Below are 24,342 nucleotides of genomic sequence, written 5' to 3'. Positions count from 1 at the left end.
TGCGATTTTCAGCTTAGCCGCCGTTGCGGGTGCGGCGGGCCGGCTGCTGCGGCCCCATCATGCCCATCCCTTCCCGTCGGCTGAAACATGCATTTAACCTTCCTGTCCGACGCACGAAATCATCCCTTGGCTAATCTGGTGCAACAAGGTTTACTGATAGCTAACGCCAACCCTGACAGGAATGTTTCGATGACGAGTGTCGCAACCCCTGCTGTGACCCCAATGCCAGAAGGCGGGCTGAAGGCGCCCGCGCCGGCCGAAGAACCAACCATCTCCCTGGCCGATATTGCGCGTGCCCACAACGTCCGCTTCCTGCTGGCCACGTTCGTGGACATGACCGGGAAGCCCTGCGCCAAGCTGGTCCCGGTGGAGGCCGCGGCTGAACTCGAGGACGGCGCCATGGGGTTCGCGGGCTATGCCGCGGGCCTGATGGGGCAGAAGCCGCAGGACCCGGACCTGATCGCTGTTCCCGATCTGGCGTCCTTCACCCCGGTCCCCTTCATCAAGGAAGGCCTGGCCATCATCCACTGCGACCCGCATGTGGGCGGGAAGCCCTGGCCCTACGCCCCGCGCGTCATCCTGAAGAACACGTTGGCCGGCCTGGCGGAGAAAGGCATGCAGGCCAAGGTGGGCGCCGAGGTGGAGTACTTCCTGGTGAAGAAAAACGACGACGGGACGCTGAGTACCGCCGACGACAGGGACGATTCGCCCCGCCCCTGCTACGACGCCCGCGGCGTCACCCGGATGTACGACCACCTCACCTCCATTTCGGAGGCGATGAACTCCCTGGGCTGGGGCAACTATGCGAACGATCACGAGGACGCCGCCGGCCAGTTCGAGCAGAACTTCAACTTCACGGACGCGCTGACCACGGCGGACCGCGTGGTGTCCCTCCGCTACATCCTGAATATCCTGGCCGGGCAGCGCGGCATGACCGCCACCTTCATGCCCAAGCCGTTCACCGACCGCACCGGCACCGGCCTGCACTTCCACTTTTCGCTGTGGGCAGGTTCCGATCCGCTGTTCCCCAGTGAGGGAACGGACGACGGCGGCCGCGGCCTCGGGCTTTCCGGCCTGGCTTGTTCGTTCATCGCCGGGATCCTGGAACATGCTCCTGCGCTGCAGGCCTTCCTCGCCCCCACCGTGAACTCCTACAAGCGGACCGGCGCCACCACCAGCTCCTCGGGTGCCACCTGGTCGCCGCGGAAGGCATCCTTCGGCGGGAACGACCGCACCCACATGATCCGGGTGCCGGACAACAAACGGATCGAACTCCGCTCCGGCGACGGCTCCGCCAACCCGTACCTGGCCATCGCCACCGCCCTTGCCGCCGGGCTGGACGGCGTGGAGAAGTCCCTGGATCCGGGCCCGCCGTCCGGGCCGGGAGAGTCCAAACCCGACGCGCATCTCCTTCCGGCCACGCTGCTCCACGCCGTGGAAGCACTGCGGAAGGACCCCGTGATCCTGGCCAGCCTCAGCGGGGATCCTGCCGTCGGCGGCTACTACGCGGACGCCAAGGAAGAGGAATTCCTCAGCTGGCACAACCAGGTCAGCGACTGGGAAATCCGCATGTACCTGACCTCGATTTAGCAACCCACACATCCAAGAAAAGGACTTTCCATGTGCGGAATCGCCGCGCTGCAGCTGCGCAATCCCTCGCTGCACCCCCAAATGGGCGCCCTGCTGTCCTCCATGCTCTGCCAGATCGTGGACCGCGGACCGGACTCGGCCGGCCTGGCCGTCTACAACACCCCGGGCCTGGTTTCCCCCGGAACCTCCACCCTCAGCCTCCTGGGCAAGGACCAGGGAATGACGCCGGCGGCCATCACCGCCGGCGTGGCCGGCCTCCTCCCGCTGGACGCGGCAGCAGCCGTCCGCGTGGTGGGTGACACCACCCTGGTGAGTGCCGGCGTCGGGACGGACCTCCTGGTGAAGGCCGTCGGCGAAACCCTGCCCGCCGCCACCATCATTGGCCGTGGCGAACACGTGGCCGTGATGAAGAGCGTGGGCCATCCCATGGAGATCGCCGCCGAGCACGGACTTGAGGCGATGGCCGGCAGCCAGGGCCTGTCCCACACCCGGATGGCCACCGAGTCAGCCGTCACCGCCGGGGGCTCGCACCCCTTTTCCGTGGCCGACGACCTCTGCCTGGTGCACAACGGCTCCTTCTCCAACCACGCCACCGTCCGCCGGGAACTCAAGCGCGAAGGCGTGGTGTTCGATTCCGAGAATGACACCGAGGTGGGCGCCCGATACGTAGCCTCCCGCCTGCAGCAGGGCGACACCCTCGAGGAAGCCCTGGTGAACCTGGGTAAGGTCCTGGACGGCTTCTACACGCTGGTGGTCACCACGGCGGACAGCATGGCCGTGGTCCGCGACCCCATCGCCTGCAAGCCGGCCATCATCGCCGAAACGGACGACTACGTGGCCATGGCCTCCGAATACCGTGCCCTGGCCGGGCTGCCCGGCATCGACAACGCCCGCATCTTTGAACCGGAACCCGGAAAGGTCTACACATGGTCACTCTGACGGCCCCCGAAACTTTCGCCCCGACGGCCGCCCCCGATGCCGGGCAGGTAGTGGTTGACCTGGCCATCAGCTCTGTCCGGGAACTGAACCAGGCCATCCACGACGCCGAAGACGGCCAGTCCTGGACCGTCACCAACCCCGGCGGGAAGCACAGCCTGGCCGTTGGCATCGACGCGGACATCGCGGTGGCCATCGACGGCCATGCCGGCTACTACGCAGCCGGGATGCACCAAAAGGGGAGCGTGGCCATCAACGGCAATGCCGGCGTCGGGCTGGCGGAAAACATCATGTCCGGGAAGGTCCATGTGACGGGGGATGCGTCCCAGTCCGCCGCGGCCACCGGGCACGGCGGACTGGTGGTCATCGACGGCAACGCCGGAGCCCGCTGCGGGATCTCCATGAAAGGCGTGGACATCGTGGTGGGCGGCAACATCGGCCACATGTCCGCCTTTATGGCCCAGGCCGGCCGGCTGGTGGTCTGCGGCGACGCCGGTGACGCCCTGGGCGACTCCATCTACGAGGCACGGATCTACGTCAAAGGCACGGTGGCCTCCCTCGGCGCGGACTGCGTCGAAAAGCCGCTGCGCGAAGAGCACCTTGCCGAACTGGCAGAACTGCTCGCCGCCGCCGGGCGTACCGACAACCCGGCCGACTTCAAGCGCTACGGCTCAGCCCGGAACCTCTACCACTTCCACGTCGACAACTCGACTGCCTACTAGGAGGCCCCCATGACCATCACCTCCATGCCCGCCCCTGACATCGCTGAGCTTGGCCTGCGCGAGTCCGCCACCTTCGACCGCGCCACCATCGCCGACATCCAGCGCGCGGCCGCCACCGGCGTGTACGACATCCGCGGCTGGGGCGCCAAGCGCAAGGTCCCGCACTTCGACGACCTGCTCTTCCTCGGCGCCTCCATGTCCCGCTACCCGCTGGAGGGCTACCGCGAAAAGTGCGATACCGACGTCGTCCTCGGCGACCGGTACGCCAGCCGCCCGCTGCACCTGCAGACCCCGGTGACCATCGCCGGCATGAGCTTTGGCGCCCTCTCCGCCAACGCCAAGGAAGCGCTGGGGCGCGGCGCGTCCGAGGTGGGAACCTCCACAACCACGGGCGACGGCGGCATGACGCCCGAGGAGCGCGGCCAGTCCAGGCACCTGGTGTACCAGTACCTGCCGTCCCGGTACGGCATGAACCCTGACGACCTCCGCAAGGCGGACGCCATCGAGATCGTGCTCGGCCAAGGCGCCAAGCCCGGCGGCGGGGGCATGCTCCTGGGCCAGAAAATCACCGAACGCGTCGCCGGGATGCGCACCCTGCCGGTGGGCATCGACCAGCGCTCCGCCAGCCGCCACCCGGACTGGACCGGCCCGGACGACCTGGAAATCAAGATCGGCGAGCTGCGTGAAATCACCGACTGGAAAACCCCCATTTACGTCAAGATCGGCGCCTCCCGGCCGTACTACGACACCGCCCTGGCAGTGAAGTCCGGCGCGGATGTGGTGGTGGTGGACGGGATGCAGGGCGGAACCGCCGCCACGCAGCAGGTGTTCATCGAGAACGTGGGCATCCCCACCCTGGCCGCCATCCCGCAGGCCGTCCAGGCCCTCCAGGAACTCGGCGTCCACCGCAAGGTCCAGCTCATCGTCTCCGGCGGAATCCGGACGGGGGCCGACGTCGCCAAGGCCATGGCCCTGGGTGCCGACGCCGTGGCCATCGGCACCGCGGCGCTGATCGCGCTGGGCGACAACGATCCCCGCTACGCTGCCGAATACTCCGCGCTGGGTTCCGCCGCCGGCTTCTACGACGACTTCCAGGACGGCCGCGACCCCGCCGGCATCACCACCCAGGACCCCGAATTGTCCTCCCGGCTCGACCCGGTGGTTGCCGGCAAGCGCCTGGCCAACTACCTGCGCGTCCTGACCATGGAGGCCCAGACCATCGCCCGGGCCTGCGGAAAGTCGCACCTGCACAACCTGGAACCGGAGGACCTGGTGGCACTGACCATCGAGGCGGCCGCCATGGCCCGGGTGCCGCTGGCCGGGACCAGCTGGATCCCGGGGGCAGGCCAAGGGGGCTTCTGATGACCGAGGCTTCCGACTATGTGGTGGTGGGTGCCGGCCTGGCCGGCGCCGCCACCGCCTGGCAACTGGCATCCCGCGGCCACCAGGTCACCCTGCTGGAACGCGACATCCCCGCCGCGCACGACGGCAGTTCCCACGGATCCGCCCGGATCTTCCGCTACGCCTACCCGGACCCGTTCTACGCGCAGGCGGTGCTGGACTCGAAAGTCCTGTGGGACAGGCTCGCCCTGGATGCCGGCACGGAGCTGATCACACCTTTCGGGGCGGTGGACCACGGGTCCAGGCGGCAACCGGACCTGCTCGCCAAGGTGCTCGCCGACGTCGGAATTGACCACGAACTCCTCTCCGCCGCGGACGCCCGGAAGCGGTGGCCGCAGATCGCCTTCGACACGGAGGTCCTCTGGCACCCCGCTGCCGGCGTGATCGACGCCGAAACCGCGGTCAACGCCATGGTGTCCCTCGCCGTCAGGAAGGGGGCGCGGCTACTGACGGGCTGGCACCTGGAGAGCATTGAGCGGGACGGCACCGGCTACCGCCTCTTCTCCTCCATCGGGGAAACGTTCGACGCGGGCCACGTGGTGGTCAGCGCGGGCGGCTGGCTGCCGGAGCTGCTGGGCTCCCTGTCACTTCCGGCGGGCTTCCTGGCCGCGCTCCCGGCGATCACCGTCCGGCAGGAGCAGGCGTTCCACTTCCGGTACAGGGACCACGACGGCGGCGCAGCCCCGGGTGCGGGCCCCTGGCCGACGTTCATCCACAAGGCGGCGGACATCCAGGCCTACGGTCTGCCCGGGGGCCGGGATGCCGGGTTCGCGGGCCAGAAAGTCGCCGAATACAACGGCGGCAGGCTCATTCCTTCCGCGGCAGGCCAGACGGGCCGGGTGGACCCGGCCAACCGCGCACGGGTGGTGGACTACGTGCGCCGCTGCCTGCCCGGCCTGGACCCGGAACCGTACGCCGAAACCACCTGCCTGTTCACCAACACTCCAAACGAGGACTTCCTCATCGACCGCGTGGACAACCTCACCGTCGTCTCGCCGTGCTCCGGGCACGGGGCAAAGTTCGCACCCCTGATCGGCCGGTGGGCAGCGGACCTGGCCACCGGCAGCGGGAATGTTCCGGACCGGTTCCGGAGCGCCTCTTCCACAGCATTCACCACCTAGAACGGACACCGTGAGCATTTCCCAGACAGCACCGGCGTCGGAGGCCCTGCCCTCCGCCGCAGCCAGCGCATCCACTGTTACCGGCCTCCTGCAGGACATCTCCACCGTCGGCAGGGATGCCTCCCGCGGCGGCTACTCCCGCCCGGTATTCTCCACCGCCGAGACGGACCTCCGCAGTTGGTTCATTGAGCAGGCGGCCCGGCGCGGGCTGGACGTGCACACGGATGCCAACGGGATTATCTGGGCCTGGTGGGACACAGCAACGGGAGTGCGGAAAGACGCCGTCGCCACCGGAAGCCACCTCGATTCCGTCCCCGGCGGCGGGGCGTACGACGGCCCGCTGGGGGTCGCCTCGGCGCTGGTCGCCGTCGACCTCCTCAAGGCCCGGAACTTGCGGCCCCGGCGGCCGCTGGCGATCGCCGTCTTCCCGGAAGAGGAGGGGTCACGGTTCGGCGTGGCCTGCCTGGGCTCACGGCTCCTCACCGGGGAACTGGACGCCAACAAGGCGCGCAACCTCAAAGACCCGGACGGCAACACGTATGCGGATGTCGCCGCGGCAAACGGCCAGGACCCGCGGCTGATCGGAGCCGACTACAAGACCCTGCAGCACCTGGGGATGTTCGTGGAGCTGCACGTCGAGCAGGGGCGGGGGCTGATCGACCTCAACCAGCCGGTGGCCATCGGCTCGTCGATCCTGGGCCACGGCCGCTGGAAGCTGAGCATCACGGGGGAGGGGAACCACGCCGGCACCACGCTGATGAAGGACCGCCGGGACCCGATGATCGCCGCGGCCAAGGTGATGGTTTCCATCCGGGACACTGCCCGCAAATACCGTGACGCCCGTGCCACCGTGGGCCGGCTGCAGCCTGTTCCCGGCGGCACCAACGTCATCGCCTCCCGCGTTGACCTGTGGATCGACGTCCGGCACCCGGAGGACTCGGTCACCGCGGCCCTGGTGGAGGCCATCGGGCTCAACGCCCAGGTCCTTGCCGCCGAGGAAAACTGCACGGCGAGCCTGGGCACGGAGTCCCTGAGCCCCACAGTGCATTTCGACGGCGGGCTGCGGGACCGGCTGCGGGAACTGCTGCCTTCCGCGCCGGTGCTGGACACCGGCGCGGGCCACGACGCCGGCGTGCTGGCCGCGCACCTGCCCACCGCCATGCTGTTCGTCCGGAATCCCACGGGCGTCTCGCATTCACCGGACGAACTGGTGGAGGACTGGGACGCCGAAGCCGGCGCGCTCGCCCTGGCGGACTCACTCTCCGGCCTGCTGGGTGAGGCACGGGCGATCGGCTAGCGCCGCCGTCGTCCGTCCACCCGCCTAAGATGGCTGACATGACCGAACAGGCCCGGGACCGCGCAGAAGACCAGCACGCCGGCGACGGATCTGCAGAGGTAGCCGGGCGCCTGGAACAGGTCATCGCGGCGCAGGTGCGGCACTACCGCACGGCCGCAGGCCTGTCGTCCGCTGAGCTTGCCGCCCGCACCGGCCTGTCCAAAGCCATGATTTCGCGGGTGGAAACAGCCACCACATCCTGCTCGCTCACCACTTTGCAGCGGCTGGCGGACGGACTGAAGGTTCCCGTGACCGCGCTGTTCCGCGGCGCGGACACGGACCGGGACGCCACCTTCACCAAGAGCGGCCAGGAAGCCTCACCGTCCGCAGCGGAACCCAGCATGGCCACGAATACCGTGTCCTGGGCACGCTGAAAGGGCGCACCGACGCCATCGAACCCACGCTGGTCACCCTCACCGACGCCTCCGACGTGTTTCCCCTCTTCCAGCACCCGGGCACCGAGTTCATCTACATGCTCTCCGGCAGGATGGTGTACGGCCACGGCTCCTACGAATACGCCATGGAAGCGGGCGACTCGCTGCTGCTGGACGGCGAAGGCCCCCACGGACCGCTGGAGCTGCTGGACCTGCCCATCCAGTTCCTGGCGATTTCCGCCAAATAGCTTCCTGTTGCCGGCTGTTTCTGCAGCAACTCCTGCGTGCGGCGGGACGCCTGAAACTCGGTGGCGGATGACCGAAACGATCATTTAACACGCCGGAAACCCACCCAGAAACAGCCGCCATACAGTTGGAACCAGACGGCAACAGCCGCCCCTCCGCTGAACGTGGTCTCTCCATCCGCGTCCCTCCACGGAGCGGCTCTGACGGCAACTTACCGTTCTCTCTTCGCATCTTGAAAGGGGTTTCCCATGGATTCGGGAAATGTCGCTTGGATTTTGGCCAGCTCGGCGCTGGTTTGCATGATGATCCCCGCCCTGGCCCTGTTTTACGGGGGCATGGTGGGGTCGCGGCGCATCCTCAACATGATGATGATGTGCTTCGGCGGCGCCAGCCTGGTGGCCGTGCTCTGGGCATTGTTCGGGTACTCGATGGCGTTCGGCAACTCGGTTGGGGGCTGGGGCTGATCGGTGACGTCACCGAGTTCCCCGGCATGGGGCAGATGCTGGCAAAGGATGACGCAGCGTCCATCCCGGTCATCCTGTTCGCCGCCTTCCAGCTGTTCTTCGCCTGCGTCACCACGGCACTGGTTGCCGGCGCGGCGGCCGGGCGCATGAAGTTCGGCGCCTGGATGCTGTTCGCAGGCATCTGGGCCACCGTGGTCTACTTCCCCATCGCGCACTGGGTGTTCGCATTCGACTCGGCGGACGGCAGCACGGCTGGCGGCTGGATCGCCAACGGCATCAAGGCCATCGACTTCGCAGGCGGCACCGCGGTCCACATGAACGCCGGTGCGGCCGCCCTGGCCCTGGCCCTGGTCCTCGGCAAGAGCTCCGGCTGGCCCAAGGTGGAACACGCCAAGCCGCACAGCCGGCCGCTGGTCCTGGTGGGCGCAGGCCTGCTGTGGGTGGGCTGGTTCGGCTTCAACGCCGGTTCCGCCCTCTCCGCCGGCCAGTCGGCGTCGGTGGTCTTCCTCAACACCGCTGTGGCCGCATCCGCCGGCCTGCTCGCCTGGGCCCTGGTGGAGCGCGTCCGCCACGGTGCCGCCACCAGCATGGGCGCCGCCTCCGGCCTGATCTCCGCTCTCGTGGCCATCACCCCCGCCTGTGGTGCCGTCAGCCCGTTGGGCGCGGTGGCCATCGGCGCCATCGCCGGCGCTGTCTGCTCCCTGGCCATCGAGCTGAAGTTCCGGCTCGGCTTCGACGATTCCCTCGACGTCGTCGGTGTCCACCTGGTGGGCGGCATCCTGGGCACCCTGCTCATCGGCCTCTTCGCCACCGACGCAGCACCCAACGCCGTCAGCGGCCTGTTCTACGGCGGCGGGGTTGAACTGCTGGGCGTCCAGGCCCTCGCCACCGTCACGGTCCTGGTCTACTCCTTCGGCATCACCTGGGTCCTGGCAAAGATCCTGGACAAGACCATCGGCCTGCGCATCAAGCCCGAGGACGAACTGCGCGGCATCGACCTCGCGGCCCACTCCGAGCTGGCGTACCTGACGGACGAGGACCCGGTGGAACTGGGCTCGCCGCAGCGCGTCTCATAAAAGCTGCCGGGCGCCCGCCTGCTGGGGGCGGCGCCCGGTGCAGTTTTCACGCGGAGTGTCCCACGCGCCCCAGCGCACGAGTCAGGGCCAAACCTTGGACCGGTGCCGGCAGCCGCCGGCTTATAGTTCCGGGGTTTGGCCCTTCTGTGTTCAGTGTTCCGTGCAGGCCAGGATGCCGTCGCGCACCTCAAGCATCGCGGCCCGTATGTGGCTCAGCCGGGTGCGCGGGTCCGGCGCCATGGTGCCGATGTCCTCGCCGTTCCAGTGCGGGTGCGTGAAGTAGACCAGCAGTGCCCGCTCCGCGCCGCCGTCGCCAGAGTCCCCACCCTCGAGCGAGACCACGTCCGCGTGGCGTCCGACGACGGCCCGCCCGTCCACCGATTCCGGCGCCGTGAGGATCAGCCCGTCCAGGTGCTCCTGCCGGGTCCAGTTTCCGGTAGCGTCGCGGGAGCGGTAGACGCCCTGGCCTCGCCATTCGTCCACGATCATCCAGTACCAGCCGCCCAGCCGGAAGACCTTGGGCCCTTCGTGCGGCCGGCCAGGGACCGCGACGCCCTCGCGGACCCAGGATGCTGGATCCGCCGGGGTCTCCGTCACGGCGCTGTAAGTATTTGAGCCTCGGGTTTCGTCCTTGTACCAGAGCCGGTACCGGCCGTCCCCGCACCGTGCCACGGCGGCGTCGATGACCCGCGGTGAGGCCAGGTCCACGGCGCCCAGGTACTCCCAGTGCTCCAAGTCGCGGCTGGCGAGCTGGACGATTCCGGCCGTCCCGGTCCAGTCGGTGCGCCTGCCGCCGAGGACCGAGAGGTACATGATCCACCGGTCGCCGATGCGTACGACGTCGGGCGCCCAGAGGGTTGCCGGAAGGTCCGTTCCGGGCGGGATAAGTCCCCCGGCGGTGCCTTCGTAGCGCCAGGTGGCGCCGCCGTCGGACGACCTTGCGACGCCGATCCCGGTGCCGTGCACCCATTCAACCCCCGTCAGCCCCGGAGCGGTGGCGCGGCGCTGCGTGTAGAAGAGGACCCACTCGTCCCGCAGGTGGTCCGCCACCAGGACGGGATCTGTGGGGCCGTCCCACACCGGGTCCCGGTACGGGTTGGCAAAGGCGTCAGGACGCAGGTGGGGGAGGGTCGGCGGTGCAGTCATGTGCTGGGACACAATTTCTCCAACGTTGTAGTTTGCGTTGGGCACCAGCATAGGCTGCGATTGTCGACGCGGAAACGCACTTGCGCTGCGCGGATTCGCTGGCGCTACCAAGATGTGGGCCGCGACAGTGAAGATGCGCGTCGAAAACCAGGATGCGCGTCGATAACGACGGGCACTAGTCCTTGAACAGGCCCGCCAGGTCCTCGGCCGTGATGGCCCCGCCGGCCAGGGCATCGCCCTCCATGACGTCGGCAAACAGCTGCGACTTCCGGGTCTTCAGCGCCATGACCTTCTCCTCGATAGTGTCCTTGGCCACCAGCCGGTACACCATCACGTTCCGGGCCTGGCCGATCCGGTGCGTCCGGTCCACAGCCTGCGCCTCGGACGCCGGGTTCCACCACGGATCGAGCAGGAACACGTAGTCGGCCTCCGTGAGGTTGAGCCCAAAACCGCCGGCCTTCAGCGAAATCAGGAACACCGGCGCGCTGCCGTTCTTGAACTCACTGACCACGTCGGCGCGGTTCCGCGTGCTGCCGTCGAGGTAGCAGTACTCGATGTCCTCCTCGTCCAGGCGCTCCCGGACCTTGCCCAGGAACCCGGTGAACTGGCTGAAGATCAGCGCGCGGTGCCCCTCGGCCACCAGGTCCTCGAGCTGCTCGAACAACACGTCCAGCTTGCTGGACCGCACCGCTGACAACGCCGGGTCCACCAGCGACACGTCCAGGCTCAACTGCCGCAGCAGGGTCAGCGACTGGAAGATGGTGAACCGGTTCTTGTTGACGTCCTCGATCAGTCCCAGGATCTTCTGCCGCTCGCGCTGCAGGTGCGTCTGGTACACCTTCTGGTGCCGCGGGTTCAGCACCACTTCAAGGATCTGTTCCTGCTTGGGCGGCAGGTCCTTGATCACCTGGTCCTTGGTTCGGCGCATCATCAGCGGGCGGACCCGGCGGCGGAGTTTTTCCAGCTGCCCCTTGTCGCCGTTCTTTTCCACCGGCTTCTGGTAGTACTCCGCGAAGCGCTTGGGGCTGGAGAACAGGCCGGGGGCCACGATGGAGGTCAGCGCCCAGAACTCCATGAGGTTGTTCTCCAGCGGAGTGCCCGTGATGGCGAGCTTGAACGCGGCCGGCAGCTTCCGTGCACACTGGTACGCCTTGGACTGGTGGTTCTTGACGAACTGCGCCTCATCCAGCACCAGCCCGTTCCAGGTGCGGGAGGCGTAGGCCTCGTAATCGATGCGGAACAAGGCATAGGAGGTGATGACGATGTCGGCACCGTCAAGGGCCTCCGCCACCTCCTGGCCGCTCTTGGCAAAGGTCTCGCCGACCGTCCGAACGGTCAGCCCCGGCGCAAACCGGGCCGCTTCGAGGGCCCAGTTGCCCACCACGCTGGTGGGCGCCACCACCAGGAAAGGCGCGACGGCGGCGGGCCGGCTTTCAGCGGCAGCGGCAGCACCGGCGTTGGTATTCCCGTCGTCGGTGTTCCCGCCGTCGGTATTCCCAAGGGACGAAGCAGCCGCGGCGGCCAGCTCCTTGGCGGCGCACATCAAGGCCAGGGCCTGCACGGTCTTGCCCAGGCCCATGTCGTCAGCCAGGATGCCGCCCAACCCGTGCTTGTACAGGAAGCTGAGCCAGTTGTAGCCCTCCAGCTGGTACGGCCGCAGCTCCGCGTTCAAGGTGGGGGGCAGCGGCAGCCCGTCCGTGCCGCCCTCCAAGAGACCGCCCACGGCGGACCGCCAGGCCGCGGCCTGTTCGTCCACGATTCCCAGCTGTGCCAGTTCATCCCAGAGCCCCGCCTGGAACCGGCTGATCTGCAGCGGCGCATCCTTGTTGTCCTGCAGCGCCCTGGCTTCCTCGATCAGGGCCCGCAGCTGGTGCAGTTCCGGGAGGTCAAGGGAGAAGTAGGCGCCGCTGGGCAGCAGCATTTTGGTCTGTCCCGCGGCCAGGGCGGAGAACACGGCGGCGAAGGAAACAGGCTGGCCTTCCAGGGAAATCTGGATGCCCAGGTCGAACCAGTCGCGCTGTTCGGTTGCCTTGGTGGAGATGGACACCACCGGGGCCTCTTCAGCCTCGCGGTAGTCGGCGATGTCGCCCACCGTCTCCACGTCAACGTCCGGCGCCTCCCGCAGCCGCGGCAGCACTTCCTCGGTGAAGGCCAGCGTGTCCAGGCCCGTCAGTTCGGCCGACGCGGCCAGCCGGGGAGTGCCCCAGCCGCCCGTGGCGGGCTCGCCCAGCGCGGGCACCGCGTCCCACGGACGGCCAATGCCCTCAAGGATGCGGGACTCCGCCGTGTCATCGCGGTAGCCCGCATCGCCGGGGTGCCGCCACAGAGGTTGCGCGGTGACCAGCTTGCCGGTCTTGTAGTGCCACTCCCAGTGCAGCCGCACCCGGTGGTCCGCCCCGTAATTGGCCAGCAGCGACAGGGTGGGGACGGCCAGTTCGGGCAGTTCCACCGACTCGTCGCGGGCCGTCACCCGGGCCGCCTGTTTGAGCTTTGGATAAAAGCCCGTGAGGAAGCGTGACTCGTCCCTGGCAGGTATGTGCAGGGTGCTTGCGGCCGTGACGAACGCCAGCAGTTCCTCGCTGAGCCCGTTCTCCAGCGGCGCCAGGGTGATGGTTCCGTCGGGGTCGGGGACGCCGGGCAGCGCGGCCTCGCCGGATGTGAAGAACAGCCCGTGCGCCGGCCGGCCGATGGTGCCCACCGACGCCGGATCAACCTCAGCGCCCTCCACGGTAATGGTGGGTGACAGCTCCAGCCCGCCGTCGGAGGTCCCGGCGGTGGTGCCGGCCTCAGCGGCGTCCGCCACCGGAGTGCCGTACCGGCTCAGGGAAAGCCCGACGGCGGCAGGGGCCTCGGCCAGCCGGACCGGCCCGGTGCCGCGCGAGTGGACCAGGGCGAGCCCGATCTTCCCGGCCTCGGACAGCAGGCTCCACAGGTTCTTCCCCGAGTAGGAGTTCAGGCTCAGCCACAGTCCCGCGGAGTTGTGCATCCGGCTGGCGGTAGAGGAGTGGCCGGCGAGGAACTCCTGCAGCCATTCCACGTGCGCCTGGTTGGATTCGCGCCGGAAGTTCAGGTAGTTCAGGGTGTTCCAGGAAACGTCGCCGCGGATCCACTTGCCCTTGGCCCCCATGATGACGGGCCGCGCCTTGAGCTGCCGCACCCCGCGCACCGGGTCCCGGCGCCCCGTGTAGGAGAAATGCGGCGGCGGTTCCTCGATCTCGAACTGCAGGGCCAGGGGAACGCCGCTGGTGGAAGGGGCTGAACCGGGCTGGGAGATCAGCGGGCTGAGGGCCTGTTCCCAGTCGGACAGGACCGCCGAGGGTGCGCGGGATACCTGCGTGGAGGTGGACGGCGCCAGCAGCTGCACCCGGATGGACGGGTTGTCCTCAGCCGCGAACAGCAAGGCCGCCACGTGCTTGCAGTCCTTGCGGACCGGGCAGCTGCACACTCCCACGGTGCAGCTCCAGCCGCCCGCCTTCCGGACCAGCTTGGCCGTGGTGGAATAAGGGACCTCCGCACCGCCCCGGACCTTTCCCAGCATGAGGCCGGTGCCGCCGTCGAACGATATTCCCGAGACCCTGCTCGCCATGGCATAGGCCAGCCCGGCCGCCAGCGAGCGGTCGTTGATGGCGGGTGTCTGTATTGCCAGTTCCGCACTTTCGTCCGGTTGGGATGGCATGTACGCGCTACTTTCGGCAGGTCACGGCGGGGCCGGGTCCGGTGGGTGGTTATCTGATCCATCTTAGTTCGCCCGGCGGCACGCCCATGCCGGGCGCCTTCCCGGCCGGCCCCGAAAACTTCGCTTGACGTTCATTTGTCCGCCGATCCTGCCGTGGCCTGGCCGCCGTAGCGTGAAGGCGTCCGGCGTACCACCACCCCAGCAAGGAGTGCCATGACCACCAGCCAGCAGCCCGTCGTCCTGACCAGCAGCAGCATCGAAGGCAGGGACGAGGAGGTGGTGGAGGCCAACGTGGCCATCATCGATGCAATGCACAACGCCCTGCTGGCCACGGAGGACATGTCTCCCGTGGCCGTCCGCAGCTATTTTGTGGACTTCTACCTTTGCCAGGCCCTGGAGGGCGGGTTCGCGCAATACGCCGTCATGGCGGCCGCACGGTCCGCCATGGACACGCTGGTCCGGGAGGGGATGGCCGGAATGGGCGCCGGCGCGCACCTGGACCTGTTCAACCGCGCCGTGGACGCCTACGACGCACTGACCGCCGAAACAGCTGCCGCCTACCTGGACGGCATTGATGGCATCGGTGCCGTGCCCGACGGCGTCTTCCGGATGGAGGAGCTCGACGGCGAGTTTGAAGAGCTGCTGGAACGCGAAAACATCACTGCCCTCAATGCCCGCTGGCTGCGCGGCCAGGCGGACCTTCTGGTGCTGGACGATGAGGAAGTGGGCCCGTATATCCAGCGCCTCGCGGCAACCCTGGTTCCCAGGGAGAAAGAAAATTCGAGGCGCCCGTAACCTTTCCGCAACCGGAGGCGATGTAGTCCGTGATGGGTCCGCCCGGCGGACCCGATCCGATGTGTTGTCTAGGTTTGGAGAAGTTAGATGTCTGTGTTCACCGTTCTCGCCACCAGCAAAGTCGCCGCCGGAGTCCTGGCTGCAGGAACCCTGGCAGTGGGAGGAACCGGCGCCGCCGCCGTCTCGGGCGTCCTTCCCACCCAGGCCCAGCAGACTGCCCACGAGCTCTTCGGCGCACCTGCCCCCAAGCTTGCAGCCGAAGCAGCGGCTGACGCCCAGGCCACCCCGGCGCCCACGGCGACCGAAGCTGTGACCGGTGCCCTGAAGACCACCGACGCCGATGCTTCCGCCACGGCTTCCGGTTCGGCTGCGGCCTCCGACGATAAGGTCACCGCCGGTGCGACTGCTTCCGCGGCAGCCAACACCGCCGTTGACGCCGCCGGCCCGGCGGCCCTGGGCCTGTGCACCGCCTACACCCACGGTGGCGTGGACGCTTCCTCCAAGGCGTTCTCCTCGCTGTCCATCGCAGCCCAGGGTGAGGCGAACATCGAGGGCTACTGCACCGACGTCGTGGCCAAGGCCGATGCCGCTGCCAAGGCTGCGGCCGAGGCCAAGGGCTCCGCTGCCGTCGAGGCTGAGAAGCCTGAGCTTCCGTCCGCTCCCGCCGTTCCGGCAGTTCCTGCCGTCCCGGGTGCCGACGGCGCAACCGCTGTTCCTGCCGTTCCTGCCGTTCCCGCCGTGGGCGGCGACACCGTGCACGCTCCGTCGGTTTCCACCCGCTAAGGCACCTTGGCTAGTCTGGACTGCGGCCGCCGCTCCGGCTGCGGCCGCAGTCCAGGCAGCCGGCCGGGCGCGCACGCCTTTGGAAGTGCACCCCCGCCAGGCCTGCAAAGAGGCAGCTGGAAGGCCACGGAGACTGGCAGTCCGTACCGGAAACCGGGACAGGGCGCGGGCCGGATCCCGGGATGGAGGAGCCGCTGGTGCTAGACACTTTGGTCCAGGAAGAGATCGACATATTCGACAACGCGGCCGGAACCGATCCGGCCGTGTTGTTCGCGGCTGCCTATCGAACCTTCGCGGGGCCGGTGCACGGCTACCTCAAGGCCCGCGGCCTGGATGATCCCGAAGCTGTCACCCAGGACGTCTTCCTGGCCTTTTATCCCAAAATCGGCAGCCTCACCGGCGGTCTGGCGGGCGCCAAGTCCCTGCTCTTTTCCATCGCGCATGCCCGCATGGTGGACCACTACCGCCGGCTGGAGCGCAGGCCGCAGCTGACACCGTACGATCCCCAGCAGGACGGCCGCACCTCGCCGTCCGCGGAGGACCAGGCCGTGGAACTGACCGCCGGGGCCGCGGCGATGCTGGAAGGCCTCAGCGCGGAACACCAGGAAGTGCTGGCCCTGCGCGTCGTGGCGGACCTGTCCATCGACCAGGTGGCCGACATCATGGGCAAGAGCGCCGGAGCCATCAAACAGCTCCAGCGCCGTGCCCTGCAGAACCTCAAGGCCCAAACGCTCAAGAGAAACCAGGCGAACCATGAGTGACACCGCAGGATCCCGCAACGACGGGACCGTTGACCAGCTCCTGCTGGAGGCCGGCGTGGACGACGACGGCCAGCTCCGTGATGCCCTGGTCAACCTGCGCGCCCTCGGGGCAGGCGTCCCTGAGCCCTCCGCCGAAATCGCGGCCCTGATGGCGGGAACTTCCGCTGCCGGCCCCGCCCCCACCACGGTGCTCTCCGCCGCCGAACCTGCGGCACCGTCCACGCGTCCGGCCGGCCGCCCGGCCGATGAACTCGCCGCGCGCCGCAAGGCCAAGCGCCGGGTCACGCTCACCACCTTGTCTGTTGCCGCTTCGCTCGCGGCAGGTGGTGCCGTTGCCGCTGCTTCGGACCAGGGGTTCCGGGAATCCTTCACCCAGCTGAACCACGCCGTCACGTCATTCGTGACAGGGTCCAGTGCGGCACCCACCGGCCACGACATGCCGCAGGTGCCCGCGCCACAGCCTGCGGCGCCCGCCCCGCAGGCAACCAGCGGCCCGGACGCCGTCCCGGCGGCACCGGCCCCGGCTTCGGCACCTGCCGGTGCGGCGCCGTCGGGTGTTCCGGCACACGGAAACACGCCGAGCCATGGGGCTGCCACGCAGCAGCCCGCGGCTACCGAGCCGTCACTGCCCGCCACCGTTACGGAGGATGTCAGGAAGGGCCTGGAACCAAGCTCCAAGCTGCCCGTTCCCGTGCCCACGGAAGTCCCCCTCCCGGGCAAGGTCCCGGACGTTCCCCTGAAGTAGGCCGGACCGGTGGGCCTGCAGGCCTAGTAGCCCTGGCCGGCTGCCTTGATCATCGCGCCCGACGGGTCCGACAGGTACCAGACGCCGCCCACGCCCTGGCCCAGGATGTCGCCCGGCTTGGTGTCCTTTGCGAAGTAATAGAGTGGCATGCCGTTCAGTGTCACCTGCTTCTTCCCGTCAGGGGTGCTGATGGTGCCCAGCTTGCCGGTCACGCCTTCGCCCGCGGGGGAGCCCGAGGTGGTGGTCAGCGGCGGCCACTGGACCAGGCAGGAGCCGGTGCAGGCGCTGGTGCCGGAGTCCTTGGTGTCCTTGGTGAAGAAGTAGAGGCTCATTCCCTTCGCATCCACCACAATGCTGCCTGCGGATGAGGATGCCGTTTTGAGGTCGACGGCGGCGCCCGCCTGGGTCGATGACGCGGAGGCTGAGGCGGTGCCGGACGAAGAAACCGTGGCGGACGCGGTGCTGGAGGCACCCGTGGCCGGGCTGGTGGCCGACGGAGTGGTCCCGGTGCTGCTGCCGCAGCCGGTGAGGGCTGCCGCCAGGGCCAGGATGGCAAGGCCTGGCCCGACATGGTGCTTCATGATGTGCTCCTTGGCTGGTGTTTCCTGCTGATGCTGGTGCAGGCGCCCGGAGCTGAATTGCCGGACGCTAACCCCTACGACGCTTCCAGGTAAAGAATGGTTCACAGGCGCGCTCCGGAGCCGCCCGGTTGAACCTTTTCCTGCTGCCCAACGTGGTAACAGCCGGGAGCGCAGGATGCCGTGGCGTTCCACGCTGTGCAGTGATGTGAACGGGCAGGGACGGGGGAAGCGGGATGCCACTTGACGACAAGGTGGTGGAAGCCATCTACCGTGAACACGGCAGCGCCCTGCGCCGGTTCGTGCTCAGCGCCGTCCGGGATCCGCAGCTCGCGGAGGACGTGGTGCAGGAAACCGTGCTGCGCGTCTGGCAGCATGCGCCGGACATCAACGGCAGCTTCCGCAGTTATCTGTACCGCACGGCCAGGAACATCATGATCGACAACTACCGCCGGAGCCAGCGCCGGCCGAACGAGGCGCTGGAGAGCAGCCTTACCGACCCCGCCGCAGTGATGGGCCGCGTTGACGAGATGCTCAACCGGGTCCTGATGGAGGAAGCGCTGCTGCGGCTGAGCAAGGAACACCGGGACGTCCTGGTGGCCCTGCACTACCGCAGGTTCACGGTCAACGAGGCTGCCGTCCAGCTCAACATCCCCAGCGGAACGGTCAAATCCCGCGCCTTCTACGCGCTTCGGGCACTGCGCACCATCCTGGACGAGATGGGGGTGGAGCGGTGAACACCGACCTCCACCACCTGCTGGGTGCCTACGTGCTGGGCGGCCTGGATCCCGACGACCTCGCACTCTTCGAGGCGCACCTCCAGGACTGCGGCGCCTGCCGCAGGGAACTGGCGGTGCTGGAGAAGGTGCCCATGCTCCTTGACTCCGTTCCGGTCCCCGACGCCGTGGCACTGACCGCCGTCCCCGGCGGCAGCGGGGGTGCCGGCGCCACCCCTGCCCGCCTGCTCGGCGAACTGGCCAGCCGGCGTCGGACATTACGACGGCGGTGGGCGGCGCTGGCAGGTGCCCTTGCCGCCGCGTGCCTGGCCGTGGGACTTGCGGTGGGTCCCCTGCTCGCCAGGCCGCCGCATCCGGACGCCACCTACTCGGTGGCATCCGGGGGAGGGCTGCAGGTCAACATCGACATGGCCCGGAAGACGTGGGGAACCGAGCTTGCGGTGAGCGGCAGCAGCCTCCCGGCGGAAGGGACCCTTTCACTGTGGGTGCGCGACCGCGCCGGCGGGGAGGACCGTGCCTGCGCCTGGACGGCCACCCCGAGCGGGAAGGTCAAGGTCACCGGGGCAACCCCCATCCAGCTGGGCAGCATCTCAAGCGTGGAACTGCGCGACGGCGCCCAGCACGCGGTGGCGGTCATTACCGTTCCCTAGGGTGTGAGTCCCCTGAACTCCGCGACCAGTGACTCGTCCTCGCAGGCGCGGGCGAAGGCCTCGATCCGCCGTTCGATCTCGTAGCCCAGCAGCCGGCTGCCGATCCGTTCCATGAGGGGCCGGAGCGCAGCCGGGCGGCACGAAAAGGTGTATTTCCAGACCGCCCGGGTGCCGCCGTCGTCCGCCGTGAAACGCCAGCCGCCGCCGAAGTTGGTGAAGAACCAGGGGCCGGAGACCATGGTCATGCCCACGTTGCGGGGCGGCGCATAGGAGACATACTGGCTCACCATCGCCAGGCCAAGCCGGGACCTGGTGCGGGTGCGGACGCCTTTTCCTGGCGCCCGGGCGCCGTCAAGGAAGCCCTGGGCGGAGATGAAAGGGTCCCACTTGAGCCGGAAGTCCCCGGTGGTTTGGGAGAGGGCGAAGGCAGTCTCCGGATCGATGCGGATCAAGCGTTCGGCACGTACCTGGGGCATGCCTCTACCTAACCATGCTGATTGACGGCTTACTTGGTCATTTTGGCCAGCCGCGCGCGCATGATCATGTAAGCGCCGTAGCAGACCAGTCCGGCTCCCACCGCGGCCAGCAGGTAGGGGCCCAGCGGCTGGTCGCGGAGGGCCCGCAGCCCGCCGTCCAGGCCGGTGGAATCCTCAGGGTGCTCCTTGAGCGTGGCGATGGCGATAAGCAGTCCGGCCAGCAGCAGCACGGTTCCCTTGGCCAGGTAGCCCGCCACCCCCAGGGCCGTCACCGCTGTCCTGGCCGGGCCGGGGAAGGCATCCGCAACTGCTTCTCAAACGTTTTCTTTGGTCCCCGGATGCCGTACGCCACGCCCGTGACTGCCACCGCCACGCCGATCAGGACGAGCAGCGCCACCCCGCCAGGGGCCTGCATCATGGAAATGGTGAAGTCGCTGGCGGCCTTCCGGTTGTCATCGCCCGTCCCCGTGCCCATGGCGAAGTGCCACAGGGTCAGGGCCAGGACGGCGTACACGATCGCCTGCAGGGCGGCCTTGGCCTTGTTCTTGATCTTCTTCCTGGTGGGCTGGTGGTTGAAGTCGAAGATGGCGTCGCCGGTCTGCCAGAGGGACAGTGCGGCGCAGGCGGCGAAGCTTCCCCACAGCAGGAACGGCCCCACGGGCATGGTGGCAAGTTCGGCAACGGCGCCGCTGAAATCGGCGTGGCCCGTGCCGCCCATGGCCAGGCGGATGGCGATGGCACCCACCAGCAGGTGCAGGATGCCGCTGGCTGCGAATCCGGACCGTGCCAGGATCTCGAGGACGCGCGAATTGGTGACGTCCTCTGCCGTGTCTACGGCCTGTTTCAGTTCTTCTTTGATCGTCGTTCCTTTGGACAGGCGCGTTGCGCCGCTGTGCGTGCCCTTCTTACACGGGTAATCGTGCCATGCCGGCCGGGCCCGGAACAGCCGGCCCCGAACAGCCGGCCTGGAACCGCCGGCCCGGAACCGCCGGCCTCGAGCAGCCCGCCCGGCACGGCTCCACAGGAGACCGGCCACCCGATGCCCGGTTGTCCCGGCAGCCGCGGGCGATGGGGAGGGATCCCCATCGCCGGGCCCCGGCAGCCTGTGCAACCATAAGGACCAGCGATTGACGCGTACCGCACTTTTCCCGGGGGAACCATGACTTTTTACGGCGCAGACACCAGCCAGTTGCGGGCGCTGGCCAAGGCGGCAGACCAGGCAGCGTCGCTGCTGAGCAGCCGGGCAGGGTCACTGCACAGCCAGATCCAGTCCGCGCCGTGGAAGGGACGGGACGGGGACCGCTTCCGCCAGGAGTGGAGTGCCAGCCACCGGCCCAGCCTGGACAAGGTGGTGGCCAGCCTGCGGGAGAACTCGAAAATCCTGATGAAGCATGCCGACGAGCAGGAAAAGGCGTCGGCCGCCGGCGGGTCCGGCACCAGCGCTTGGGACCGGCTGACGTCGCTGGCCGCGCAGGCCAGGGAATGGCTCAGGGAAAAGGCCGAGGCAGCCAGGGCGGCGGCAGAACACCGCCGGGAGCTCGAGTCCGGGCTGGACCGGATGCTTAACGCCAGCCCGGAAGAGCAGGCGAAGTGGTGGGCCGCCCTCTCCGACGCGGACCGGAAATACCTGATTGAGGGCGAAGGCAGCGACGGCCCTTTCGCCGAGGACCTGATGCGCATGGATGGCGGCATTCCCGCCGCCGCCCAGCAGCTGGCCAAGCAGCACCTGCAGGAGCTGGCAAAGGCGGACATTCCGGTTTACTCGGAGACCGGGAAGGCCTCCATCGAGGCCCGGGTGGCCTGGGTCCATGGCGGTGCCGAGGTGGGGACCGAAGTGGTGGAGAACGCCGATGGTTCCGCCACGATGAAGGTTTACGGAAATATGGGCCTGGGCGTCAACGACACCACCGGAACGGCGGGGGCAACACTGACCGGGGAGGTCTCCCGCGAGTACACGTTCGCCAGCGTTGAGGAAGCGATGGCGGCGCGCCAACAGATGTACCGCGACCTTCCGCCGGACAGCATCGGCGAGATCAAGGACGTGGCGGGCAACCCGCCCGGATACATCCTGGACACCATTAATGATGCGGCGAAGGACAACGGTTCCACAGGGCAGACGGACAAGGCCAAGGGCACGTTTTCGCTGGCTGCCGAGGGTGAGGCCGGCACCGCGTCCGGCGGGGCAAAGCTTGACCTTGCGTACGAGCGGAACCTCACGGACGGTACCTCCACAGCCAGCGGCGAGGTCTCGGCACAGGGCAAGCTCAACCTGGACGGCAGGGTCTTCGAGGCCTCCGGCAAGGGCGGGCTGCAGGTCACCATGGACAAGGGCAACAACATCGAGTCAGTCTCCGTATCCATGGACGGCACCGTGGCCCAGGGGGTGACCTCCGGCGTGAAATCCGAGGCCGCCAAGTTCGATTCCACCGTGACCGCCGGAACGCAGGGGACGGTGAAGATTGATGTGGACTACTCACCGGAGAACCGGCCCGTCATTGACAGCTACCTTCGCAACGTCGCCCTGGGGAATGAGGCAGGCGCCGCCCGCGACGCCGCCCGCCTGTACGAGGCCGGCTCCGCCACCATCCAGGTGAACTCCGTGCTGACGGCCACCAACGAGGCAGGGTTCGACGTCAAGGTGGGTGAGGTGGAGGTCAAGACCGAGAACCAGTCCACCACCAACGTGTCCACATACTACAAAGTCCCCAATGACACCAAGCTCGAGAGGCTCTGAAACCAATGTCAGTGCACATCGAATCCCCGCTGGGCTTCACCGCAGACTTTCCCGAGCACACCCAGGTCCTGGATGATTCCACGGCCGGGCCCAACAGCGAGCAGTACGGCCTGCTGGGCGGCGTCCTGGTCACGGTGATCAAGGACGATACCTCGGTGCAGGATGCGCCGCAGGCCACCGGCTGGGCGCACCTGATGTCAGGGTTCTACCTTGAGGAACGCGGCGGCACCCTCCTGGCGGAGGGCGGGCTGAACCTGCCCGGCAAGGCCGCCTATGCGGTGGTTGTGGGATATGACGACGACGGCGGGCCGCCCAAGGTGGCGGCCACCGTGGGCGTGTGGGAAAGCGGGCGGTTCATTGGCGTGGTGGTCATCTGGCCCTACCTGAACCCGGAGGCCGAACCCCGGCTGGACATGCTCAAGGAGATCGTGGCCTCGATCAGCGTGGCCTGACCGCCGCCCGGCACCCCTCAGCGGCGGCGGTAGCAGAGATCGAAGATCAGGCGGCCTGCCTCGTGGGCCTTCGACTCGAAGCTGGTCCGGATCCTGCCCTCGAAGCGGGGAGCCCAGCCGCCCGTTTCATCCACGCCTTCGTTGGGACCGGTGTGCTCCGTGCTCACCGGTGCGCGTCCCTCGCGGACGGGGGCGCCGCCCACCACCGATTCGACGCCGGACTGCCAAACCTGGGTGAGCGGGCTTTCGGGTCCGCGGCGCTCTCCGGTGTGCAGGTTCTCGAAGTCCGCTGAGCCTGCCATGACGTCCCGGACGTGGACGGCATAGTTGGACCAGTCGGTGGCGATCCGGAACAGGCCGCCGGGCTTCAGCGCCCGGGCCGCCAGCTTGGCGAACTCCGGCTGGATGAGCCGGCGTTTGTGATGCCGCGACTTATGCCAGGGATCGGGGAAAAAGACCCACAGTTCGCTGACCGAGCCTTCGGGCAGCATGGTGGCCAGCACCTCCGGGGCATTTGCCTCCACCACCCGGACGTTGTCCAGGCCGCGGCTGTTGATCTTGATAATCGTGTTGGCCAAGCCCGGGGTGTAGACCTCGACGGCCAGGAAGTTGGTGTCCGGGTTCTGTTCGGCCGCATGGCAGATGGCGTCGCCAAGGCCGGAGCCGATTTCGACGATAAGCGGGGCCTCCCGGCCGAACTCTGCGGCGGCGTCGAAGGTGTAGTCGGGGTGGACCGAGGTGTTGGCCACGTGACGTGGAACGTTGACGGCCCAGCGCTCGGCGTGCTCTGCCCAGGCAGCCTGCCGCCGGCCCTGCAGCCTGGTGCCGCGGCGCACGAAGCTGACAGGCCGGCCGCCGTAGGTGCCAAAGGAGGCCTGGGTCCCGGGCGTAACGGGCCTGGGGACATGCGGCTGCTGGGGGTTTTCAGGGGATTCGCTCATCCCTTCCAGAATAGCGCCGCGGGGGCAGCGGAAGATCAGGGCGGTCAGAACAGGCCAATAGCGTCGAGTGCCGGGCCCAAGGCCAGGGCGAAGACCAGGCCGCAGATGCAGAGGGAAACTGCCGCGGCAGACCAGTTGCCCGATCCCCGCGGGGACCCCTTCAGGGCAGGCAGTGCCAGCCGCAGCGCCAGTACGGCGAAGAGGAGAGGCAGGCTGAACAGCACCATGGGGGTTACCCACGGCCTTGGGGACGGCCCTTCGTCCGGGTAGGTCATCAACATGGCGAACATGGACAGCGGCCCGGTGAGGAACATGCTCGCTGGGGCAAGAATCGCCAGGACCAGGCTGTTCGTTCCCTTGTTGCCTGGCCCTGCATTTCCTGTTCCTCCGTTGCCTGGCCCCCCAATGTCGTGCATGCCCGGGGGCAGGGGAGGGTGGGGGTCCTGTGATGGCGTCGTTTCCATGATGCTCCCTCAAGTTGGTGCGGCTTGTTGGTCCAGCCATTTGCCGGCCTGCGGCTGCTTACAACCTATGAAGCTGCAGGGGGTGCGGGAAGGTACCCGGCGTCGTATGTGGAAAACTCCCGGCGGCGCTTCCCTGCA

22 protein-coding genes and 2 pseudogenes are annotated in these 24,342 nt (G+C 68.1%); 17 read left to right on the top strand and 7 right to left on the bottom strand.

Annotated features, from left to right (window positions below; all coding sequences use genetic code 11):
• The first annotated feature begins 189 nt into the window (after nt 1-189).
• The 9 genes and pseudogenes from glnT (at nt 190) to OUO20_RS15315 (ending at nt 9,266) form a co-directional block, all read left to right on the top strand.
• Nucleotides 190-1,590, top strand: coding sequence for a type III glutamate--ammonia ligase (gene glnT / locus OUO20_RS15355; RefSeq protein WP_224084142.1), 1,401 nt, complete (start codon nt 190-192; stop codon nt 1,588-1,590).
• A gap of 30 nt (nt 1,591-1,620) precedes the next feature.
• Nucleotides 1,621-2,529 (top strand): glutamine amidotransferase, encoded by a 909-nt coding sequence (locus tag OUO20_RS15350; protein WP_223992856.1) that lies wholly within the window; start codon nt 1,621-1,623, stop codon nt 2,527-2,529.
• Nucleotides 2,517-3,248: a protein glxC gene (locus OUO20_RS15345; RefSeq protein WP_268002092.1), complete on the top strand. Its 732-nt coding sequence runs from the start codon at nt 2,517-2,519 to the stop codon at nt 3,246-3,248. Before OUO20_RS15350 ends, OUO20_RS15345 begins: the two co-directional genes overlap by 13 nt.
• A 9-nt stretch (nt 3,249-3,257) precedes the next feature.
• Nucleotides 3,258-4,610, top strand: a complete 1,353-nt coding sequence (locus OUO20_RS15340) for an FMN-binding glutamate synthase family protein (protein ID WP_223992853.1) — start codon at nt 3,258-3,260, stop codon at nt 4,608-4,610.
• Nucleotides 4,610-5,770, top strand: coding sequence for an FAD-dependent oxidoreductase (locus OUO20_RS15335; RefSeq protein WP_268002091.1), 1,161 nt, complete (start codon nt 4,610-4,612; stop codon nt 5,768-5,770). The genes OUO20_RS15340 and OUO20_RS15335 overlap by 1 nt, the downstream gene beginning before the upstream one ends.
• Before the next feature lie 10 nt (nt 5,771-5,780).
• Nucleotides 5,781-7,067: an allantoate amidohydrolase gene (locus tag OUO20_RS15330; protein ID WP_268002090.1), complete on the top strand. Its 1,287-nt coding sequence runs from the start codon at nt 5,781-5,783 to the stop codon at nt 7,065-7,067.
• 38 nt (nt 7,068-7,105) lie between these two features.
• Complete coding sequence (locus OUO20_RS15325; RefSeq protein WP_268002089.1) at nt 7,106-7,480, top strand: helix-turn-helix domain-containing protein; 375 nt, start codon at nt 7,106-7,108, stop codon at nt 7,478-7,480.
• A 56-nt stretch (nt 7,481-7,536) separates the two neighbouring features.
• Nucleotides 7,537-7,728: a cupin domain-containing protein gene (locus tag OUO20_RS15320; RefSeq protein ID WP_268002088.1), complete on the top strand. Its 192-nt coding sequence runs from the start codon at nt 7,537-7,539 to the stop codon at nt 7,726-7,728.
• A 246-nt stretch (nt 7,729-7,974) separates the two neighbouring features.
• Nucleotides 7,975-9,266, top strand: a pseudogene (locus tag OUO20_RS15315) (ammonium transporter).
• A gap of 150 nt (nt 9,267-9,416) precedes the next feature.
• On the opposite strand, the gene OUO20_RS15310 reads toward OUO20_RS15315, so the two are convergent.
• A complete protein-coding gene (locus OUO20_RS15310) occupies nt 9,417-10,463 on the bottom strand; it encodes a family 43 glycosylhydrolase (RefSeq protein WP_268002087.1) in 1,047 nt (348 codons plus the stop codon).
• A gap of 124 nt (nt 10,464-10,587) precedes the next feature.
• Nucleotides 10,588-14,088, bottom strand: a complete 3,501-nt coding sequence (locus OUO20_RS15305; protein WP_268002086.1) for a DEAD/DEAH box helicase — start codon at nt 14,086-14,088, stop codon at nt 10,588-10,590.
• A 213-nt stretch (nt 14,089-14,301) separates the two neighbouring features.
• Here OUO20_RS15305 and OUO20_RS15300 point away from each other — a divergent pair, with 213 nt between their 5' ends.
• The 4 genes from OUO20_RS15300 to OUO20_RS15285 all read left to right on the top strand — a co-directional run bounded on the left by OUO20_RS15300 (nt 14,302) and on the right by OUO20_RS15285 (nt 17,172).
• On the top strand, nt 14,302-14,883 hold the full coding sequence (locus tag OUO20_RS15300; protein ID WP_224084138.1) for a DMP19 family protein: 582 nt from the start codon (nt 14,302-14,304) through the stop codon (nt 14,881-14,883).
• Between the two features lie 87 nt (nt 14,884-14,970).
• Complete coding sequence (locus tag OUO20_RS15295) at nt 14,971-15,666, top strand: protein tyrosine phosphatase (protein WP_224084137.1); 696 nt, start codon at nt 14,971-14,973, stop codon at nt 15,664-15,666.
• Between the two features lie 182 nt (nt 15,667-15,848).
• Entirely contained in the window at nt 15,849-16,427 is a 579-nt protein-coding gene (locus OUO20_RS15290) for an RNA polymerase sigma factor (RefSeq protein ID WP_224084136.1), read from the top strand.
• Nucleotides 16,420-17,172 (top strand): hypothetical protein, encoded by a 753-nt coding sequence (locus OUO20_RS15285; protein WP_224084135.1) that lies wholly within the window; start codon nt 16,420-16,422, stop codon nt 17,170-17,172. Before OUO20_RS15290 ends, OUO20_RS15285 begins: the two co-directional genes overlap by 8 nt.
• 23 nt (nt 17,173-17,195) lie before the next feature.
• On the opposite strand, the gene OUO20_RS15280 is transcribed toward OUO20_RS15285, so the two are convergent.
• A complete protein-coding gene (locus tag OUO20_RS15280; protein WP_224084134.1) occupies nt 17,196-17,753 on the bottom strand; it encodes a COG4315 family predicted lipoprotein in 558 nt (185 codons plus the stop codon).
• Between the two features lie 233 nt (nt 17,754-17,986).
• Here OUO20_RS15280 and OUO20_RS15275 point away from each other — a divergent pair, with 233 nt between their 5' ends.
• Nucleotides 17,987-18,487, top strand: coding sequence for a sigma-70 family RNA polymerase sigma factor (locus tag OUO20_RS15275; RefSeq protein ID WP_056391805.1), 501 nt, complete (start codon nt 17,987-17,989; stop codon nt 18,485-18,487).
• Nucleotides 18,484-19,137, top strand: coding sequence for an anti-sigma factor family protein (locus OUO20_RS15270; protein WP_268002085.1), 654 nt, complete (start codon nt 18,484-18,486; stop codon nt 19,135-19,137). The genes OUO20_RS15275 and OUO20_RS15270 overlap by 4 nt, the downstream gene beginning before the upstream one ends.
• Here OUO20_RS15270 and OUO20_RS15265 read toward each other — a convergent pair.
• Nucleotides 19,134-19,613: an SRPBCC family protein gene (locus OUO20_RS15265; RefSeq protein ID WP_134165060.1), complete on the bottom strand. Its 480-nt coding sequence runs from the start codon at nt 19,611-19,613 to the stop codon at nt 19,134-19,136. The two genes, OUO20_RS15270 and OUO20_RS15265, sit on opposite strands and share 4 nt — an antisense overlap.
• 29 nt (nt 19,614-19,642) lie before the next feature.
• Nucleotides 19,643-20,460, bottom strand: a pseudogene (locus tag OUO20_RS15260) (DUF1206 domain-containing protein).
• Between the two features lie 312 nt (nt 20,461-20,772).
• Here OUO20_RS15260 and OUO20_RS15255 point away from each other — a divergent pair.
• Together OUO20_RS15255 and OUO20_RS15250 are read left to right on the top strand one after the other, a co-directional pair.
• The gene (locus OUO20_RS15255) at nt 20,773-22,347 is read left to right on the top strand and encodes a hypothetical protein (protein WP_268002084.1); all 1,575 of its coding nucleotides are present in this window, start codon (nt 20,773-20,775) and stop codon (nt 22,345-22,347) included.
• A 5-nt stretch (nt 22,348-22,352) separates the two neighbouring features.
• Nucleotides 22,353-22,799 (top strand): hypothetical protein, encoded by a 447-nt coding sequence (locus tag OUO20_RS15250; protein WP_268002083.1) that lies wholly within the window; start codon nt 22,353-22,355, stop codon nt 22,797-22,799.
• Nucleotides 22,800-22,816: 17 nt separating this feature from the next.
• Here the strand turns inward: OUO20_RS15250 and trmB are convergent, their stop codons facing one another.
• Nucleotides 22,817-23,740, bottom strand: coding sequence for a tRNA (guanosine(46)-N7)-methyltransferase TrmB (gene trmB / locus OUO20_RS15245; RefSeq protein ID WP_018770074.1), 924 nt, complete (start codon nt 23,738-23,740; stop codon nt 22,817-22,819).
• 44 nt (nt 23,741-23,784) lie between these two features.
• A complete protein-coding gene (locus OUO20_RS15240; RefSeq protein ID WP_134165062.1) occupies nt 23,785-24,204 on the bottom strand; it encodes a hypothetical protein in 420 nt (139 codons plus the stop codon).
• Nucleotides 24,205-24,342: the final 138 nt, after the last annotated feature.

The sequence above is a fragment of the Arthrobacter sp. FX8 genome (assembly GCF_026723805.1).
Taxonomy (GTDB): domain Bacteria; phylum Actinomycetota; class Actinomycetes; order Actinomycetales; family Micrococcaceae; genus Arthrobacter.
This window is presented reverse-complemented; position numbering and strand designations above follow the sequence as displayed.